This window comes from Corallococcus sp. AB045 (assembly GCF_003668895.1).
GTDB classification, from domain to species: Bacteria; Myxococcota; Myxococcia; order Myxococcales; family Myxococcaceae; genus Corallococcus; species Corallococcus coralloides.
Genome location: NZ_RAWN01000199.1, coordinates 1 through 16,605, shown reverse-complemented (window position 1 = coordinate 16,605; position 16,605 = coordinate 1). Strand labels below are relative to the sequence as shown.

11 protein-coding genes and 1 pseudogene are annotated in these 16,605 nt (G+C 69.9%); 3 read left to right on the top strand and 9 right to left on the bottom strand.

Annotation, left to right across the window (positions count from 1 at the left end; all coding sequences use genetic code 11):
* The 4 genes and pseudogenes from D7Y21_RS33345 to D7Y21_RS33330 all read right to left on the bottom strand — a co-directional run.
* Positions 1 to 686 (bottom strand): annotated as a pseudogene (locus D7Y21_RS33345) (transporter); the annotation flags it as partial.
* Positions 683 to 1,918 carry a sodium:proton exchanger gene (locus D7Y21_RS33340; protein WP_120563170.1) on the bottom strand — a complete coding sequence of 412 codons (1,236 nt, stop codon included), beginning with the start codon at positions 1,916 to 1,918 and terminating at the stop codon, positions 683 to 685. The pseudogene D7Y21_RS33345 and the gene D7Y21_RS33340, both read right to left, overlap by 4 nt.
* A gap of 32 nt (positions 1,919 to 1,950) precedes the next feature.
* Complete coding sequence (locus D7Y21_RS33335; protein ID WP_120563169.1) at positions 1,951 to 2,289, bottom strand: hypothetical protein; 339 nt, start codon at positions 2,287 to 2,289, stop codon at positions 1,951 to 1,953.
* Between the two features lie 39 nt (positions 2,290 to 2,328).
* Positions 2,329 to 2,775 carry a general stress protein gene (locus D7Y21_RS33330; RefSeq protein WP_120563168.1) on the bottom strand — a complete coding sequence of 149 codons (447 nt, stop codon included), beginning with the start codon at positions 2,773 to 2,775 and terminating at the stop codon, positions 2,329 to 2,331.
* Between the two features lie 367 nt (positions 2,776 to 3,142).
* Between D7Y21_RS33330 and D7Y21_RS33325 the strand changes: the two genes are divergently transcribed.
* The 3 genes from D7Y21_RS33325 to thiD all read left to right on the top strand — a co-directional run bounded on the left by D7Y21_RS33325 (position 3,143) and on the right by thiD (position 5,943).
* Positions 3,143 to 3,835, top strand: a complete 693-nt coding sequence (locus D7Y21_RS33325; protein WP_233591546.1) for a TVP38/TMEM64 family protein — start codon at positions 3,143 to 3,145, stop codon at positions 3,833 to 3,835.
* A gap of 216 nt (positions 3,836 to 4,051) precedes the next feature.
* The gene (locus D7Y21_RS33315; RefSeq protein ID WP_120563166.1) at positions 4,052 to 5,065 is read left to right on the top strand and encodes a hypothetical protein; all 1,014 of its coding nucleotides are present in this window, start codon (positions 4,052 to 4,054) and stop codon (positions 5,063 to 5,065) included.
* Positions 5,066 to 5,109: 44 nt separating this feature from the next.
* On the top strand, positions 5,110 to 5,943 hold the full coding sequence (thiD, locus tag D7Y21_RS33310) for a bifunctional hydroxymethylpyrimidine kinase/phosphomethylpyrimidine kinase (RefSeq protein ID WP_121717826.1): 834 nt from the start codon (positions 5,110 to 5,112) through the stop codon (positions 5,941 to 5,943).
* Positions 5,944 to 6,266: 323 nt separating this feature from the next.
* On the opposite strand, the gene D7Y21_RS33305 is transcribed toward thiD, so the two are convergent.
* The 5 genes from D7Y21_RS33305 to D7Y21_RS33285 form a co-directional block, all read right to left on the bottom strand.
* Positions 6,267 to 9,839, bottom strand: a complete 3,573-nt coding sequence (locus D7Y21_RS33305) for a DEAD/DEAH box helicase (protein ID WP_120563164.1) — start codon at positions 9,837 to 9,839, stop codon at positions 6,267 to 6,269.
* Positions 9,840 to 9,862: 23 nt separating this feature from the next.
* Positions 9,863 to 11,620 carry an N-acetylmuramoyl-L-alanine amidase gene (locus D7Y21_RS33300; RefSeq protein ID WP_121717825.1) on the bottom strand — a complete coding sequence of 586 codons (1,758 nt, stop codon included), beginning with the start codon at positions 11,618 to 11,620 and terminating at the stop codon, positions 9,863 to 9,865.
* Between the two features lie 84 nt (positions 11,621 to 11,704).
* Complete coding sequence (locus D7Y21_RS33295; RefSeq protein WP_120563162.1) at positions 11,705 to 12,472, bottom strand: DUF3592 domain-containing protein; 768 nt, start codon at positions 12,470 to 12,472, stop codon at positions 11,705 to 11,707.
* A gap of 60 nt (positions 12,473 to 12,532) precedes the next feature.
* The gene (locus D7Y21_RS33290; protein ID WP_121717824.1) at positions 12,533 to 13,867 is read right to left on the bottom strand and encodes a hypothetical protein; all 1,335 of its coding nucleotides are present in this window, start codon (positions 13,865 to 13,867) and stop codon (positions 12,533 to 12,535) included.
* A complete protein-coding gene (locus D7Y21_RS33285) occupies positions 13,864 to 16,047 on the bottom strand; it encodes a hypothetical protein (RefSeq protein WP_121717823.1) in 2,184 nt (727 codons plus the stop codon). The genes D7Y21_RS33290 and D7Y21_RS33285 overlap by 4 nt, the downstream gene beginning before the upstream one ends.
* Between the last annotated feature and the right edge of the window lie 558 nt (positions 16,048 to 16,605).

The window sequence follows — 16,605 nt, the reverse complement described above, 5'->3', positions numbered from 1 at the left end:
CACCCCACCCCGCCCACCAGCGCGGTCACGTCCAACCCATTGCCGAACGTCGCGCGGGTGATGCCCGCCGCCAGGCCGAAGGCCACCATCACGAACAGGTCCCCGATGATGACCAGCGCCATCAGGAACTCCGTGAAGGGGCCGCGCGCGGACGTCTCCTGCACGATGGCGATGGTCACCGTGGGGGAGAACGACACCACCACCGTGGACAGGAGCGCGCTCACCGCCAGAGCTTGCGGCACCGTCATGGGGGCCAGGAACGGCAGCAGGGGCTTGAGCGCGAACGTGGCGCCGAAGCACACCGCGAACGTCACCCCGCACACCGCCGCGCAGAGCAGCGCCACGCGCGCGCCCACCCGGCGGATGAGCCCCAGGTGCAGCTCCGTGCCCGCGACGAGCGCGATGAGGCTCACCGCCAGCCCCTTCACCAGCTCCAGCCCCTTCACGCCCGCGTTGGGGATGAAGCCCAGCGCGTACGGCCCCACCGCCACGCCCACCAGCAGGTAGCCGGTGAGGCGTGGCAGGCCCATGCCCTTGGCCACCTTGCCCGCGAACAGGCCGCACAACAGCAGCGCGCCCGCCGCCAACAGCACCGGCGTGCCCGCGTCCGCGCGCACCACCTGCGCCTGGGTGATGGCCGCCAGCAGCCCCATGAGCAGCAGCAACCGGAAGATGGACCCCTTCACGCCGCCACCCCCGCGTCACCGGCGGAGGGCGTGTCCCGCGAGGACGTGGCCCTGGGCTCAGCGGACAGCACGTGCCGGAAGGCCCCGTGCGCGAGCATCTCGTTGACGACCGCGCCCACCGCCACCACGTCCAGCACCCGCTGCGACAGCGAGCCGGGCACCAGCAGCACGTACTCGGCCACCAGGCACAGCGCCAGGCCGCCCTGGGAGATGAGCGCGTAGCCGAAGCGCGGCGGCAGATCCAACACGCCCGCCGTGAGCCGCTGCGCGAACCGTCCCCCCAGCACCTTGCCCAGGAAGCGCAGCCCCACGAACGCGGGCAGCAGCGCCCAGGCGGACACGTCGCGCGCGTGGATGTGGCTGCCCACCAGGAACACCAGCACCAGGTACGTGGGCCGCTCCACACGCGAAAGCGCCCGCGCCACCCGCTCCGCCGTGCGCCCGCCCATCAGCGCCAGCGTCGCGCCGCAGGCCACCCCCGCCAGCAGCGACGACAGCCGCAGGTACGCCGCCGCGCCGCCCACCAGCGCCACCATGCCCAGCGTCACGGTGGTCTGCTCCGCCAGATCCTCCAGCGAATACGTGAGGAACGCCAGCAGCGCCCCGCACGCCACGCCCAGCAGCAGCGTCAGGCTCAGAAGGCCCAGCCCTTCCGCCGCGTTGCCGGTGACGCCCAGCACCAGGCCCAGCGCGAGCACGCACAGGCCCACCGCGTCGTCCATCATCGTGAGCAGCGCCACGCCCAGGCCCCGCGCGCGCTCCATCCGTCCGTTGCGGTAGCCCAGCACCGCGAAGTGGCCGGAGGACAGGCTCGCCGCGGCGCCCAGGAGCGCCGCCGCGCCCACCGCCACCATGGGCCTCAAGCCCATGGACAACAGCAGCGGGACGGACAGGGGCAGCGCGACGAAGAGGAACGCCGTGCCCGCGTGCGCGAGCGCCGCCGCGTACACGGGCCGGGGCAACAGCCGCAGCAGGCGCGGCTCCAGGTTGAGCCCCAGCAGCACGCCCCCCGTCCCCAGCCCCATCGCCACCAGCGGGCTCAGCGATTCCAGGTTGCGCGCGGTGAGCACGCCCAGGAGGGACGGGCCCAGCAGGGCCCCGAAGATGAGGAACAACAGGCCGCTGGCCGCCAGCTGCGCCAGCGCCGGGAAGCGGCCCGGAGCCAGGAGCGACCGGCTGGACGCGAGCAGCGACAACGCCGCGACGATGAGGAAGACGAGCAGCGCTTGCACGCAACGTGCTTACACCCGTGCGCCCCCGCGCGTCATCCACGCCGATGCGTGGGCGCCGCCAGGACAGGCAGGGCCACCAGCCGACCCATGGGCGGGTCGTCCGCGTCCATCTCCAACTGCACGCGCTGGATGATGCGGTCCAGCTCCTCCTGCGGGAGGGCGGGCAGCACGCTCACCAGGACGATGCGGTCCTCGTCCGCGCCCAGCGCGAGGCTGCGCAGCCCGGCGAACACCGGGACCTCCGCGGACAGGGCCGCGGCGGCGCTGCGCGCCCGGATGACCAGCGGTTCCGGGATGCCAAACTCCCGGAGCCGGCGGATCGCCCGCTCGGTCGTCTCCACTTGTTCGAGGAACGTGATGAGCAGGTACACGCGGCCGTCATACCGGAAGACCGCGCTTCCTGTCCCCCGTTACTCGTTGCCGCCCGGCTGCGCGGGCTCTTCCGGCGGCTTCGCCGGAGCGGAGGTGCCCTCGGACGCGGGGGCGTTCCCGGCCTGGCCCTCCATGGCGGCGCGGGCGGCGCGCTTGCCCTCTTCAATCAGCTTCTTGACCTTCTGCCCGCCCTTGCGGCCGATCTCCTCATAGAAGTTCGGGCCGCGGGTGGCCTTGACGCGGTCGCCGCCCTTCTTGCCGATCTCCTCGTAGAACTTCGCGCCGCGCTCGGCCTTCACGGTCTCGCCGCCCTTGCGGCCGATCTCCTCGTAGAAGGAGCGTCCGCGCTCGGCCTTCACCGTCGCTCCGCCCTTGCGGCCGATGGTCTCGTAGAACTCGCGACCGCGCTCGTTGCGGACCGTCTCGCCGCCCTTACGCCCGGCCTCAGCCACCGTCATGCTGCCCTTGTTGTCCTTGTCCGACATGTCCGTGTCTCCTCTCGTGACTGCCCAACCCCGTCCGCGCCTTGGTGTCCCTTGCCTGAAACCTTGGGACGGAAGCGCCCCGATGCAAGCAAGCTCCGTACACCGCCAGCCGTTCTCTCCTGACATTGCATGCATAATCCCCAAGGATTTCGCGCGCTTGTCAGGCCTGCTGGGCATCCGGTCGGGACGGGTGATTGCCCGGCAGGACGCTCTCTTTGTTCACAACACTTCAGCCCACGTTGCCGATTCCCTGCTTGGATCCCACCTTGTGCGCAACGCCTGACACATGTGTCCGCGGGCGGTAGGGGAGGTTTCTTTGGCGAGTGTCAGGAACGGACTGAAGACCTGGTTGCGAATCCTCGCGCCCATGGTCGTCTCCATTGGCGGTCTGGTGATGCTCCGGCTGTTGGGGCCGGACTTCATCGACCAGCGCACCATCCGGGAGCTGCTGCTGCCCCTGGGCGACTACGCACCCCTGGCCTACGTGGCCTTCCTGGCCGTGCGGCCCCTGACGCTGCTGCCCGGTCAGGTGCTCACCGCGGTGGGCGGGATGATGTTCGGAACCCTCGCCGCGACCCTCTATTCACTAACAGGCAGCTTCCTGTCCGCCACCCTGCTCTACTTCGTTGCTCGCAAGCTGGGCACGCGGCCCATGCAGCGGCTGTGCGGCAGCAAGTACCCGGCCATCGCCAAGGCGGCGCGGCGGCACGACTTCCAGTTCACGTTCCTGGCGTGCCTCAACCCGTTGTGCCCCACGGACATCATGCTGATCGCCGGAGCGGCGAGCGGCGCGCGCTTCTGGCCCTCCGTGCTGGGCGTGGTGCTGGGCACCATCCCGGGCACCTTCCTCACCGCGCAGTTCGGCAGCGGACTGGCGCAGGGCCGCACGGTGATGACCGCCGTGTCCGCCGTGGGCATGGTGGTGTCGCTGGTGCTGGGCGTCATCTTCGGCCGCCGGTTCTACAAGGAGGTCAACGAGGCGTCGGTGGAAGTGCCCGCGCCCGAAGCCGAGCCCGCGCGCTCGCTGCCTGCCGCGAAGGAAGCGCTCACCACGCCGTGACGGCGCGTGTCTCCTCCACCAGGTGCTGGAGGAGCGCGCGGACGCGGGGCACGGACTGGCGCCCCGGCAGGCACAGCGCGTGGACCGGAGGCCCTTCAGCGGCGTACTCCGCCACGTCGTGAAGCGCTGAGAGCCATGACGCGGGGGGACGCAACTTCGCGGGTCAGCTGCGGATAACCTCCCCAGACCCACTGCCCCCGGTGGTTGGAGGTTCTCATGAGCACGATCGACCGCACCCGTTCCCTCGCCGTGCCGTCCTCCACTTCGAAGACGGCCGCGGAGCCGCTCGCGAAGAAGCCGGTGGCGCATCAGCCCGCGTTCCAGAAGTCCTCGTTCGAGCAGTCGCCGGCGCAGAAGAACAGTCTGTTGGGCGGCCTCATCGACGCGGCGGTGGGCGGCATCAAGGACATCCCCCGCTTCGTGGAGATGGGCGCGAACGTCTTCAACGCCACCACGGTGAAGGAGATCACCAGCCTCTTTGGTGGCGCGAAGCCGGACCGCGCGCAGGACGGCATGTTCGTGGGCGCGGGCGGCAAGGTGCTCCCGGCGACGACGAAGCTGGGCGACGTGCCGGGCATCACGCCGAAGAACAACCCGAACCCGGACAAGACCATCCTCTACGTCAACGGCATCATGACGCCGACGGCGGGTCAGGTGAACGAGATGCAGGCGCTGGCGGACAGCTCCGGCGCGAAGGTGGTGGGCATCCACAACGCGACCGAAGGCCTGGTGAAGGACCTGGGCCAGTGCGTGACGGACAAGCTGGACAAGGGCAAGAACCCCGCCGTGGACACGCTGGCGGACACGCTCTACTCGGAGCTGAAGGCCGGCCGCGACGTGCACCTCGTGGGCTACAGCCAGGGCGGCCTCATCACGGCGCGCGCGCTGAACGACGTGGCGAAGCGGCTGCGCGTGGAGGACGGGCTGTCCCCGGCGCAGGTGGAGGCGAAGCTGAGCCACCTGCAGGTGGAGACCTTCGGCGCCGCGTCCACGAAGTACCCGGACGGCCCGCAGTACGTGCACTACGTCAACAACGCGGACCCCGTGCCCACGCTCACCGGCCTGGGCGGCGACGTGGATCCGCTGGCCTTCCTGAAGGACGCGGGCAAGGGCGCGGTGGTGCACCGCTTCACCGATGGCAACTTGAACCCCCTCAGCAACCACATGCTGGACACGCTGTACCTGAAGCACCGCGTGGACTTCGACCAGGCCCGGCAGAACTCGTTCTAGTTCCAGGGCCCCAGGCGCCGGGGCGCGGCTAGGATGCCGCGCCCATGAAGCCCTTCCCTGTCGCAACCGCCCTCACCATCGCCGGCTCGGACAGCGGCGGTGGCGCGGGCATCCAGGCCGACCTCCGCACCTTCTCCTTCCACCGCGTGCACGGCACCAGCGCCGTGACGGCCATCACCGCGCAGAACACGCGAGGCGTCACGCGCGTGGACCTGCTCCCGCCCGAGTCCGTCACTGCGCAGGTGGACGCCGTCGCGTCGGACATGCGCGTGGACGCGGTCAAGGTGGGCATGCTGGCCCAGCGCCCGCTCATCGAGGCCGTGGCGGATCAACTGGCCCGCGTGTCGCTGGGCCCCATCGTGGTGGACCCCGTGATGGTGTCCCGCGCGGGCTCGCAGCTCATCGACAATGAAGCGGTGGAGGCGCTGCGCGCGCGCATGCTGCCCCTGGCGGCCATCCTCACGCCCAACCGCCATGAAGCGAAGCTGCTCGCGGGCATGGACATCCAGACGCTGGAGGACATGCGCGAGGCAGCCCGGCGCATCCACGCCCTGGGCTCCCGAGTGGTGCTGGTGAAGGGCGGCGGCATGCCGGGCGCGCTGCGCGGCACGGACGTGTGGTTCGACGGGACGCGCATGGAGACGCTGTCCGTGGCGCCCGTGGACACGCCGAACACGCACGGCACCGGCTGCACGCTGTCCGCCGCGATCGCCGCGAGGCTCGCGCTGGGAGCGCCTCCGCTGGAGGCCGTGCGGCTGGCGAAGGAGTACGTCACCTCCGCCCTGCGCTACCCGCTCGCCGTGGGCCACGGGAACGGCCCGATCGGCCACTTCTTCCCGCTGACTCATGAACAAAACACAGACATTAAATGCAATTGATTGCACAAAATGACAGACACAGCAGAAATGAAACATGTATTCAATTGATACATGTTTCATCGGGTGGGTCGCGACCCACTGAAGGCATGATCATGTGGGCATGGCGATCCTGATCGGGCAGGTGAATGTAGGCCCCAGCGGGGATTGTCCGCCGACAAACGGCGCATCCCTCCCACCTGATCACTGTTTCATGTAGGCATGGCCGATCAGAACCCCAGGACTGCTCGACCGTTCAGGCCAGGGCGCACTGAAAATGGCTAAAAGTCTGTTCAGTGCCCGTTCAGGCGTACGACTGGGTCCGAGAAAAACCACGGAAAGACTGTTCAGTGCTTCGTGGCGTCGGAATCGAGCCCGCCGATGCCCGGCAGCCGCTGCGCGAGCAACCCGAGCAGCTCCTGGGTGGACAGGCGGGCCGCGGCGTCCTTGCCCTCCAGCACGCCGGCCACCAGGGCCCGCTTCTGCTCATGGAGCGAAAGCATCTGCTCCTCGATCGTCCCACGCGCCACCAGCCGGTAGACCGTGACGGGGCGCTGCTGGCCGATGCGGTGGGCGCGATCGGAGGCCTGATCCTCCACGGCGGGGTTCCACCAGGGGTCCAGGTGGATGACGCTGGTGGCGGCCGTCAGGTTGAGGCCGAAGCCGCCCGCCTTGAGTGAAATCAGGAACAGGGGTGCGTCGCCCTCCTGGAAGGCACGCACGCGGTCCGCCCGGGCGCTGGCGGGGGTCGAGCCGTCCAGGTACTCGTAGGCGATGCCCTGGGCGTCCAGCACCTCGCGGACCAGCGCCAGGTGGGACGTGAACTGGCTGAACACCAGTGCACGGTGGCCCTCCTCTCGCAGCTCCTGGATGAGCTCCAGGAAGCGCTCCAGCTTGGAGGACTCCAGCTTGGACGCCTCGTCGTACAGGCGCGGGTGTGACGCGAGCAGCCGCAGCCGCGTCAGCGCCGCCAGCACCTCGATGCGCCGCTCCTGGTCCTTCATCTTCGCCTTGCGCGTCTCCAGATCGGACAGGGCCGCCAGGCGCGCGTCCTCGTAGAGCGTCCACTCCGGCGGGGACAGGACGACGGGCACGTGCACGTCCGTGCGTGGCGGCAGCTGCGCCTCCACCTGGCCCTTGGTGCGGCGCAGGAGGAAGGGCTGGAGCACCCGGGCCAGCGCGGGCGCGGCCGTCGGGTCCACCTGCTTTTCAATCGGCGCGGCGAAGCGGTTGCGGAACGCCTCCAGGCTGCCCAAGAGCCCCGGGAAGACGACGGCGAAGAGGGCCCACAGCTCGCCCAGGTGGTTCTCCAGCGGCGTGCCGGACAGCGCGAACTTGAAGTCGCTCTGGAGCGCTCGCGCCGCCCGGAAGCGCTGCGTGGCCGCGTTCTTCAGTTGCTGGGCCTCGTCGAAGACGATGGTGGAGAAGCGCAGCGCGGCCAGCCGCTCGATGTCGCGCACGAGCAGGCCGTAGCTGAGCACCAGCACGTCACGAGGCCCCAGCCGCTCCAGCGTGCCGCCCCGGTCCTCCGCGTCGGAGAAGATCGTCACCTTCAGCGACGGCGCGAAGCGCTTGGCTTCGTCCCGCCAGTTGAAGGCCACCGACGTGGGGGCCAGCACCAGCGCGGGCCCCTGCTTCGCGCGCTCCAGCAGCACGGCCAGGGCCTGCACCGTCTTGCCCAGGCCCATGTCGTCCGCGAGCACCCCACCCGCGTTCCACGACGCCAGCCGCGTGAGCCAGCGGAAGCCTTCGAGCTGGTAGTCGCGCAGCTCCGTCTTGAGCGCCGCGGGCACCCGGGGCTTCAGCTCCTTCGCCGCGAAGATGCGCTCGACCAGCGACGTCCAGGACGCATCCGCGTCGATGAGCGCGCCCGCGGTGCCCAGCCCCGCCAGGGCCTCCGCCGCGGACGGGCCCACCTCCAGCCCGTGCTTCGACAGGTACGCGTGATCCGCCAGCTTCTCCAACTGCTCGCGCAGCGCCGCTTCGATCTCCACCCACGTGCGCGCGTCCACCTGGACGAAGCGCTCCTTGCGCCGGGCCGCGTCCAGGAGCCGCGCCAACTCCACCCGCTCGCCCTCCACGGCCAGGCCGCCCAGCACGCCGAACCACTCGCGCTTGCGCTCCAGGACGACCTTCAGGTCCCCCGCGCCCCGCTTGGGCACGAGCCGCATGGACGCGCCCACCCACTCCAGCTCCGGCCGGGGCTCCATCTCCGCGCACGCGGCCAGCACCGCCAGCCCGCCCTGCGCGCTATGGAAGAGGAAGCAGAACGGCAGCTCCTGCGGCTCCGCCGTCTGCAAGGGCAGCCGGGCCTGGAGCGCCGCGCCCGCCGTCAGCTCGCGCCCGAAGTCACGCACCGCGTGGAAGGACCGCGTGTCGCGCCGCACGTGCACGTCGCGAGGCCCCTCGCCGGGCAGGTACGCGGGGCCGTCCGGCAGCGCGCGCAGCCGCAGCTCCAGCCTCACCGCACCCCCGGGCTGTCCTTCCAGCCGGAGCACCGGGAGCTGCCGCGGCGCGATGGATTCCCCCATCACGCTGCGGGGCATGGCCACCGGCAGGCGTACGGAGAGCTTCGACAGGTGCTCCAGCAGCGGCCCGTGGCTCTCCGGAGGAAACGCGTTGCCGTGCCGCTGGAGCACCGTGGCCATGGCGCGCACCTCCGGGCTCACGTCCAGCACCGTGAGCACGTGCGCGCCTTCGTCCCAGAGGAACACCGCGTCCTCGGGCTTCGCCTTGCGCACGCGCTCCAGCAGCGGCGCGGGCAGCACGGTGCCGTCCACGCCCGCGTTCACCAGCACGGTGCCGCCCCGGTCCTCGGCGACCAGGCCCACCTTCTCGCGCTCGATGCGCACGGGGATGTCCTGCGTGCCCTCCAGCGACAGGCGCGGATGATCAATCAGCTCGAACAGGAGCGCGCGAGACGCGGGGGCCGTGCTGTCGGAGAGCAGCGCGGTGATGCGCGAGTCCGAGGGGCTGAGCTGCGAGCCGTACTCCTGCAACAGCTTGCGCCGGCCGACCTTCGCCCCCGTCGTGCGCTGGCCCTTCTTCGTGCGCCGGTGCACGTAGGGCGCGACCTCCACTCCGTACCCTTCGATGACGTCCAGCCGCCAGGAGATCTCCACGCCCCCGCCGCCGCCCGGGCTCTCCTCCACCGCCCGCTCCAGCGCGCGCAGCGTGCGGGCCCACGCGGGCCGCACCAGCTCCTCCAGCGTCTCGCCGAAGTCCTCCGTCCAGCGCTGCCGCAGCCACAGGAGCGCCGTGTCCACCGCCGCCAGCTGGTGCACGCAGAACGTGGCGCCGCACGAACAGTCCACCGTCACGCCGGACGGACTGAACGTCAGCCGCGCCTCCGCGAGGATGAAGCCCGAGCCCGGCGGGGACACGGGCAGCTCGGAGATGCGCGTCTCCTTGAGGCGGAAGCCCGGCAGGTCCGGCTCCTCCACCAGCGCCTCCAGCGACAGCGCGCGCTCCGGACGCGGCGCGATGCTCGAAGGCACCCGAGCGCGCCACGCAAGCAGCATCCCGTGAACCGTGTGCGTGCGCTTGTCGGCCGGGGGCACGAGCCGCTCCGCGACGGAGGCCCGAGCCTCGATGGCGCCCTGCCGCTCGTCCTCCACGTAGCGCCAGGCGAGCTTCGGCAGCAGGTCCCGCATGCGCGGCGTGGGCAGCATCTCCGCCGTCCAGCGGTCGAGCGTGTCCTGGGCCAGCACCTCCACCAGCCTGCGGCGGGAGATCACCGCGCGCACCTGCGGCAGGTAAGCGGCCTCCACGCGAGGCGTGAGCAGCGCCAGGCTCAGGCGCGACAGGTGCTCCAGGCCCTCCGCCCGCAGCCACGCGCGCAGGTCCGCCTCCGTCTGGAACGGGGGCGCGTGGGGATCCTGCGCGGGCTTGGGGCTGGACGGAGGGGACTGCTCGGCCATGGGGACTGACGACGATGAACGCGTCAGTCTACCTTGGCCATGCGGCGGCGATCACCGAGGAACTCTTCCACTCCCAGCACGATGTTCTTCGCCACCTCGTCCTGGTAGCGCTCGGACGCCAGGCGCTTCTCCTCCTCCGAGTGAGACAGAAAGGACGTCTCCACCAGGATGGCGGGCATCTTCGCGCCCAGGAGCACGTAGAACAGCGCCTCCTTGTGGCCCAGGTCCTTGATGCCGTCGTACTGGCCAGACAGGCCCGTCACCAGGTTGTGCTGCACGGCGTTCGCCAGCCGGCTCGACTCCTCCGTGTTCGCCTTGGTGGCCAGGTCCGCCAGGATGAACTGGAGGTCGCTGATGCCCTTCTCGGAGGAAGCGTTCTCGCGAGCGGCCAGGCGGATGGAGTAGCGGTCCGCGGACGTGTTGAGCGTGTACGTCTCGATGCCGCGCAGCTTGTGCGTCGCCGCCGAGTTGCAGTGCACCGAGATGAACAGGTCGCCGTGCGCCTCGTTGGCCAGCTTCGCGCGGTCCTCCAGGCGGATGAAGGTGTCGTCGTCGCGGGTGAGCACGACCTCCAGGCCCTTCTCCCGCAGGCCGTCCGCGACCTTCTTGGAGATGGCCAGCGCCACGTCCTTCTCCTTCGTCCCCGCCTTGCCGATGGCGCCGGAGTCATGGCCGCCGTGGCCCGCGTCGATGACCACGCGACGCACCTTCAGCCCCAGCTGCTCCGCGAGTGTCAGCTCCGCGTGGCGCGACTGCTTCGCCACGGCCTTGAGCCGCGCCTGCGCCACCTGCGCATCCACCGGCGCCGTCACCGGGCGCGGAGGCTCCGGAGCGGGAGACACCGGCACGGTGCGAGTCGTCTTCGAGGAGGCCACGGCCTCCGGAGCGGCAGGCTTCGACACCACCGGGGCGGTGTCCACCACCGGAGCCGGCGCCTTCGACGCCACGGCCGGAACCTCCACGCGGGCCTCCGGCTTCGAGGGCTGCGACGTCCCGTGCGAGGACGCCACCGCCTCCGGAGCCTTCGCGTCGGCGACGGTGGGCGCGTCCACGATGTTCGCCGCGGAGCCCTTCGAGGAGGTCTCGGAGCCCGAGGCCGGGACGTTCGGATCCAGGCGCGGCAGCACCGGCGACGGCTCGCGAGCGAGCTTGGAGATCGCGTCCACCAGCGGCGAGCTGGGGTTCGCGGCGGCGACGGCGGTGTCCGGCGTGGACTTCACCACCGGGGGCAGCGGCTTCACCGTGGGCTTCGCGGGCGGCGTCTTGCTGGGCGGAGGCAGCGAGGCCAGCAGCGACTTCAGCTCCTTGGCCTGGTCGCCCTTGGGGTTGGTGGCCAGCGATTCGTTGAGGATCTTCCGGGCCGCATCCGGCTTGTCCAGGCGGTTGACGTGGATGCGCGCCAGCGCCAGCGCCGCGTCATCCGCGAGCCGGTGCTTCGGGTGCGCCTCCACCAGCTTCGAGTAGTCCGAGATGGCCGACTGCAGGTCCTCGTCCACGAAGGAGATGCGGCTCAGCTCCTGGAGCAGGTCGCCCGCGGTGAAGAGGGCATCGGGGGCGCGCTCGCTCTTGGGGAAGCGCGTGGCCACGGCCTCGAAGCGGTGCACCACGTTGAGCCAGTGGTGGCGCAGCTTGCGGCGGGACGCGTCGTCCTTCAGCGCGTAGTAGGCGCGGCGGGCCTGCTGATACGCCTCCTCCGCCTCGTTGCGCTTGCCGGCTCCGACGGCGCTCGGGGCCGTGAGGAGCAGCATGGGCAGCACGAAGTGGGAGAAGCGTACGCGCATGGAAGCCTCCGGACGTTGCAGCTACAGGCGTGTGTCACACGGCCACCGGGGGCCAGCAACTTTTCAACCCCACCTGTCCGTCCGTCAGCGCACCCAGCCCAGCGTCCGCGCCAGCTCCTCGTCGATGACGCGGCACCACCCAGGCTCGGAAGGCACCACGGCGGCCAGCACCTTGCCGCCATTGCGCACCGGGGCCCGCTGGGGTCGGCAGCGAGCCCGCACGGCGTGTTTCACGTCCTGGCGGAAGAAGTGCGCGGGGAACACGGCCTCGCCCTTCCCTTCCGGCAGGTAGCCGTCGTCCGGGGTGAGCCACACCAGCGCGCCCAGGCGCAGGGGCACGACCTCCCGGCGCCACAGCCGCCGCACCTCCCACGCGAAGCCGCCCAGGGCCACCAGCGCCCCCAGGCCCAGGCCCCACGGCAGCAAGCCCACCCGGGCCGCCCGGGCCCGAGCATGAGTCGCCTCGCGAGGCCGTCCCGGCTGTGACGGATCCACCAGCAGCTGCACCCGGGCGCCGTGGCCCAGGCCCGCCGCGTGGTCCGCGGCGGTGCGCACGCCCGACACGGAGTGATCCTCGCCCGCGAACGTGTAGAGGACGTCCAGCGTGCCCTCCGCGTCTTCGTGCTGGCTTGGAGGGGGCGCGTGGCTCGCGCCCACCACCGCGTCCACCAGCTCCGCGCTGGACGTGAAGCGCTGCTCTTCGACGAAGTAGCGGCCGGCGTAGCTGGCACCCAGCCCCAGCACGGTGATGATCACCAGGCCCAGCACCACCCCGCGCACCAACCGCGCCACCGCCCCAGGCACCTGGGCGAGTTTGACGCTGCGGGGGGCATGGGGGATGGCGAGCTGCATGGCGGGCGCGAAGCCTACTTCACGACCGCGGCCCGCGCTTCATTCCCGCCCGGCTTCAAGTCAGTCCCGGTGCCGTTCCGCCTCCCGGAAGAACTGCGTGAGCGAATAGTCCAGCAGCGCCTCGCAAGACTGCATGTACCGGCGGGCACGGAGGAAGGGAAGCCAGACGCGCTTGCCGACGCGCACTTGCGACTCCTCCAGCTTTTGCCGTGGCACCCATGTCCCGCCCAGCCGACGTACCAGCGTACGGCCCAAGTAGGCCCCCAGGGCCGGCGCGGTGTGACTGTCGATGAGGTCTCGCAGGTACCGCGTCGGGAAGCGCTCCTTCCAGAAGTAGAAGTCGAGGTCGGTGAGCGACTCAGGCGTCTCCTCGAAGATGCTGGGCACCTTGGTGTGCAGCACCGCCACGAGTCCTTCGGACAGGTCGTCGTAGTCGCTGAGGACACGCTCCGGATTCTCGACGTCCGATGGGAGTGCGGATGGGAGCCACTCCTCCGGCTCGGGCGGCTGGAAGGCGTTGAGCTCAGCAATCTTCTGTTGCCGCTCGCTTTGGGCGAATTCGTACGGCAGCCGGGAGAGGAGCGGCGCCAGGTCGGGGTGGAATCGCGGTTCCACCAGAGCGAGCGCGGCACTGCGCTCGCGCAGGGTCCGCAGCACCGTGTCGAAGTCGAGCTCCGGCCGCAGGTGCACATGGGCACGGGCCTGGGCGACGCGCGACTCTTCACTGGCGAAGTCGGCGGGGGTGGGCCGCAGCACCAAGAGGACGGAGCCATTGGGGAGCTCCTCCACGAGGTGCGCGGGAGTCGTGAGTACCCGCTCGCGGCCTACCGTCTCCACCAGCCTGGAGCCGAAGACATTGAGCCAGGAAAGTTCATAGACCTTATCGAATCCATCCCTCCAAACAGTCTCATCGTCCCGGCCAAAGCTGGGAGAACCTGACAGTTGGTTATCGGCGGAGCTGTGAGCAAACGCGTGTGAAGGCGGGTAGCGCAACGCCCACGCGCGAAACATCTCCATAAGTCGCTCGCACGGCGCCCTCCCAGCAAACAACGGGAGTGAATCAATGTGAATCAAGGCAGAAAGCTCAGGTGAGAGCGGAGGGAGAGAAAGGCTCAATGACATGTCCAACGCAGGTTCTTGCGTTCGACAAAGTCCGAGGAACGTAACCCTCTCCACGCGCCTTTCCCTGAGGGCCTTCCAGACGGAATCCCTGGAGTACCTGCGGACACGCTTCCCGCTCACAACATCGGGCATCCACTCGCCCGCATATTCCTCCAGGCTTTCGAAGAACGGTCCCAGCTCATCCTCAACTGGAGCCGCGCTGTCAAAAGTCCCTTCAAAGGACAGCACGAGATGGTCCGCCGATTTTGACTCCCACGGGTTCAGATGCCTCATTGAAACACGATCTCCACTTCCTGAACCGCACGCCGTGTGGCACGCAAAGCCTGATTCAGGTCCAGTGCGTTCCTGGGTTTCAGTCTTCCACCCTCATAGATCAAGCGAACCTTCTGAACCCGCACATTCATCTGCATGCCAGGGCGTCGGATGTTCAGCATCTCGCCGTAGTACCTCAAGGCTGTGCTCGCGTCCTCGACCATTTGAGCCCTGAGCGCGTCAGCTATTGACTGCGAAAGGTCTCGGCTCTTGAAGCTGAAGGTCTCCACGCGAAGAGAAGAGCCGGGAGCAGGCTGTTCCTCGATGACGAGGACGTCCGCGAAGCGCAGGTCCGACTTCATCACTCCCACGTGCGTCTCGATGCGAGGTCGGTCGAAGCCCCCGAGCCATCGACGCTGCGCCCGTGGAAGGGCCGCATCCTCCTCCAGGAGGGCAACCATGGCTTTCTCGAAGGCCAGGCCCCGCGCGTAGTGGGCGAACATCTCCTGGTAGCCCGCCCATTTCAGGGGACCCTTGACGTCCGCACCGCTCTGAATCTCCTGGAGCCGCCGCTCTCGGTAGGAGACGTAGTCGCGCCAGAGGCCCGCGCCCCTCTCGACTCCCACCGGAGGTGCATCCAGTTCGGGCGCCAGTCCCTTCAGCACCTCCACGTCCTTGGGAAGGCGTGGGCCCGAGGCCTCCAGTTCGGCCTGGAGCAGCTTGGCCTTCGCCGCCTCCAGAGCGGACGCTCCTGCGTCCTGCGCCAGCAATGCGGAGCCGCGGGCACTCTTCCCGGCCACGCCCTTCGTTTCCGCAGCGCGGGCGGAATCGCGACGGGCCTCCGCCAACACCACGTGCGCCTTCGCCGGATTGCCGCGCGCCTCGTGCAGCGCCAGCAGCCCCGCCTCGCCCCACTCGGCGGCGACCCGCGCGCCCTCTCGGCTCGCCTGGATGTATCGCAGCAGATCGCGAGCGGCGTTGACGCCCAGTTGCGCCTCCAGGCGATCGAGCAGCGCCTTCATTCGCTCGAAGTCCAGCGCGGGCATCTGGAGCCGCCTCAACCCTCCGCGAGCCTCCACAAGGGCCCTGGCGCCCTTGCCTCCTGCGTACAGCGCCACCGCCAGTGCTGCCGGTGCGAGCTCCCGGCTGGCCTGCTCGTACTTGCCCTGCGCCAGCGAGTACGCCCCGTGCCCCGTCCCCGCCACCAGGTGGTAGAAGCCCAGCGGCACGCCAAACGTCAGGTGATCGAAGGCCCCAGCCGAGACGCTTCCGGCCGAGTAGTGCCGCGCCATCAAGGCCTTCTGCACTTCGTCGAGGGCGACTTGATAGGGCGATGGCATCTGCCCCCGCATCGCCATCAGGTCCGTGTACCGGGCCTCACCACTCACGGAAGAGCTGGAGAGCATGTCCCGGCCCGCTCGCCCCAGCCCGCGCAGCACATCTGGGGCCTGCTCTCCTCGTTCCGGGAAGCCCTCCAGCGCCAGCCCCCTCCGCTTCAGCTCCTCGCGGACGGCGGCCATGCTCCCCAGCGTCTCCCCCAACTGCTTGTCGCGCGCCAGCAGCCGCACCACCTCGCGTAACTCATCATCGAACGCCGAGTGGAGGATGAAGAGGGCGAGGACCTCTGCGTACGGCACGCCATGCTTCTCGGTGGCGGCGACGAGGAACGCAGCGCGCTTACGGCCGAGGATCTCCGATGCCCGCGCATCGAGAGGCCCCAGGGCGCCCAGCCGGACGGCGTCCCAGGCCTCCAGCGACTCCACCAGCGAGGCCATGTCCACTCCGCGCTGCATGGCCACGAACTCGGCTGGAGACGCACACACCAGGAAGGGCGCCAGCACTTCCTGGATGGAGTCCAGGTGAGGCCAACCGGAAGGCACGGCCTTGCCACCGCAGGCGAACGCGATACCGCTCACCTCACCCGAGCCGCGCGCCCCCGGCCTTTCGGCGGCTTCCGTCAAGGGGCCGCGTCGAAAGCCCAGGGGCGCCACCACGTACTCCCCAGTCGGGGAACCGGGCTCCTCATGCGGGTATACACCCGCCGCCGTGCTGTTCGCCGCCTGGGCGACCGCGGACAAGGGACTGAAAGCCAGGGTCGTTGCATGGCGCGACTTCGCGGGGACCGACGCGCAGCCCGAAGCGAGGAGGGCCACCAACAGCATGAGGCAGGGTCCGCCATGCAGCCGCCGCTCAGCGCACATGGTCCACCCCCAGCCCCACGGCCGCGAACGCGCCCGGCCGCAGCGTCCCCTCTGGCGTGCGAAACAGCAACGTGCCGCCCTGCCCCACTGCGTACAGCGCCCCATTCAGGATGCGCCACCGCGCCTCGCTCGACGCGAGGTAGCGGGCTCCAGGCTGACCCATTCCCATCGCCACGCCGCCTGCCGCCACGGTGAGGTTCCGATGGAACACCTGTGCCTCCAGGCGCCCATCCACGTCCACGCGGCCCCAGTTGAAGAACTCCGCCCCCACCGTCAGGCGGAAGTGGCGCTTCCCCAGCGCGCCCAGGCCCGCCGCGTCCCAGCTGAGAATCACCTCGCCGTGGGCCGAGGCCCCGTCCGGGAAGGGGGCATCCGCTTGTGGCAGGGCGGACGGTCCCGCCACCTGGAAGCGCGCCAGCTCGTAGTCCGGACCGAAGGAGCCCTGGCGGAAGCCTCCCCGCTGCAGGCGCCCTTCCAGACGCGCCCGCAGGTCCAACGTCGAGGACACGGACTCCACCCTGTCTCTTATACACATCTCCGAGCCCACGAGACATGCGC

What these genes read in the sequence shown, in the direction of transcription:
- D7Y21_RS33315 (WP_120563166.1), top strand. Translation starts at nt 4,052, where the DNA reads ATGAGCACGATCGACCGCACCCGTTCCCTCGCCGTGCCGTCCTCCACT.
- D7Y21_RS33300 (WP_121717825.1), bottom strand. Translation starts at nt 11,620, where the DNA reads ATGCGCGTACGCTTCTCCCACTTCGTGCTGCCCATGCTGCTCCTCACG.
- D7Y21_RS33290 (WP_121717824.1), bottom strand. Translation starts at nt 13,867, where the DNA reads ATGAGGCATCTGAACCCGTGGGAGTCAAAATCGGCGGACCATCTCGTG.
- D7Y21_RS33285 (WP_121717823.1), bottom strand. Translation starts at nt 16,047, where the DNA reads ATGTGCGCTGAGCGGCGGCTGCATGGCGGACCCTGCCTCATGCTGTTG.
- D7Y21_RS33295 (WP_120563162.1), bottom strand. Translation starts at nt 12,472, where the DNA reads ATGCAGCTCGCCATCCCCCATGCCCCCCGCAGCGTCAAACTCGCCCAG.
- thiD (WP_121717826.1), top strand. Translation starts at nt 5,110, where the DNA reads ATGAAGCCCTTCCCTGTCGCAACCGCCCTCACCATCGCCGGCTCGGAC.
- D7Y21_RS33305 (WP_120563164.1), bottom strand. Translation starts at nt 9,839, where the DNA reads ATGGCCGAGCAGTCCCCTCCGTCCAGCCCCAAGCCCGCGCAGGATCCC.
- D7Y21_RS33330 (WP_120563168.1), bottom strand. Translation starts at nt 2,775, where the DNA reads ATGTCGGACAAGGACAACAAGGGCAGCATGACGGTGGCTGAGGCCGGG.
- D7Y21_RS33325 (WP_233591546.1), top strand. Translation starts at nt 3,143, where the DNA reads ATGGTCGTCTCCATTGGCGGTCTGGTGATGCTCCGGCTGTTGGGGCCG.